General features: G+C 66.7%; 1 protein-coding gene and 1 pseudogene. Both read right to left on the bottom strand.

The genetic code is table 11. The features are described from left to right. Positions 1-1,366: phosphoenolpyruvate carboxykinase (GTP) (locus tag U858_RS0130315; RefSeq protein ID WP_025140864.1), on the bottom strand; the 1,366-nt coding region annotated here is incomplete at its 3' end. Between the two features lie 142 nt (positions 1,367-1,508). Continuing rightward, positions 1,509-1,713 (bottom strand): annotated as a pseudogene (locus tag U858_RS34015) (AMP-dependent synthetase); the annotation flags it as partial.

The following is a 1,713-nucleotide window of genomic DNA, read 5'->3' as shown; positions in this document are numbered from 1 at the left end:
CCGAGCCCATGGTGGCGGCCATGTAGACGCCTTCGACCCAGCTGCGCGCTTCGGTGACCAGCGGCACGGTGGTCGAGCGGCGGCCGCCGAAGATGAAGGCGTCGATGACCACGCCCTGGGGGTTTTCCCATTCGGGGTCGATGGACGGGCACTGCGCGGCCGGCGCGGTGAAGCGGGCGTTGGGGTGCGCGGCCTTGCGGCCGGTTTCGCGGGCGATGGCCGGGGTCCAGTCCTGCCCTTGCCAGTCGATCAGGTGCGCGGGCGGGGTGTCGGTCATGCCTTCCCACCAGACATCGCCGTCGTCGGTCAGGGCGACGTTGGTGAAGATGACGTTGGCCTTGAGCGTGGCCATGGCGTTGAAGTTGGTCTGCTCGCTGGTGCCCGGGGCCACGCCGAAATAGCCGGCCTCGGGGTTGATGGCGTGCAGGCGGCCGTCGGCGCCCGGCTTGATCCAGGCGATGTCGTCGCCGATGGTGCTGACCTTCCAGCCGTCCATGCCTTGCGGCGGGATCAGCATGGCGAAGTTGGTCTTGCCGCAGGCCGACGGGAACGCGGCGGCCACGTGGTACTTGCGGCCCTTGGGCGAAGTGACGCCCAGGATCAGCATGTGTTCGGCCAGCCAGCCCTGGTCGCGGCCCATGGTGGACGCGATACGCAGCGCAAAGCATTTCTTGCCCAGCAGCGCGTTGCCGCCGTAGCCCGAGCCGAAGCTCCAGATTTCGCGGCTCTTGGGGAAGTGGACGATGTACTTGGTGGGGTTGCAGGGCCAGGCCACGTCGGCCTCGCCGGCGGCCAGGGGCTTGCCGACCGAGTGCACGCACGGCACGTATTCGCCGTCGGCGCCCAGCACGTCGTATACCTGCTTGCCCATGCGCGTCATGATGCGCATGTTGACGGCCACGTAGGGGCTGTCGGACAGTTCGACGCCGATGTGGGCGATGTCGGAACCCAGCGGCCCCATCGAGAACGGCACCACGTACAGCGTGCGGCCGCGCATGGCGCCGTCGAACAGGCCATTGAGGGTGTCGCGCATTTCTGCGGGATCGGCCCAGTTGTTGGTGGGGCCGGCGTCTTCGGCGCGGTCCGAACAGATGAAGGTGCGGTCTTCGACACGCGCCACGTCGGACGGGTCGGAGCAGGCCAGGAATGAATTGGGGCGCTTGGCGGGATTGAGCCGGCGCATCGTGCCGGACTGGACCATGAGTTCGCACAGGCGGTCGTATTCTTCCTGCGAACCGTCGCACCACTCGACGCGATCCGGCTTGGCCAGCGCCACCACGCTGGCGACCCAGTCGATCAGGCCGCGGTGCTTGACGTATGCGGGTACGTTCAAGGCCGCCAGGCCCCCGTCCAAGGGCTTATTCATTAGGGTTATCTCCATACTAAGGCTAATGGCGATACGGCCCCGATTGCATGGGGCCGTATACATGTTTGCGCCATCATACTTGCAGCGCTGGGTCGGCCGTCAACCCGACCAGACGGACGAGATTGTCACGGGTTGAGACGGCTTACTCGTAGCCCCCGTCGCGCAGCGCCCTGCGGATGATCTTGCCGGTGGCCGTGGTGGGCAAAGTGGTTACAAAGCGGATGCGGCGCGGGTATTCGTGGGCCGCCAGGCGGGTGCGCACATGGGCTTGCAGGGCCTTGACGAGCGTGTCGTCGCCTTCGATGCCGTCGTGCAGCACGACATAGGCCATCACGACCTCGGTGCGC

It is taken from the genome of Achromobacter sp. DH1f (genome assembly GCF_000633435.1).
GTDB lineage: Bacteria > Pseudomonadota > Gammaproteobacteria > Burkholderiales > Burkholderiaceae_B > Achromobacter > Achromobacter deleyi.
Note: the sequence above shows the minus strand (reverse complement) of the source record. Positions and strands in the feature narration are given on the sequence as shown.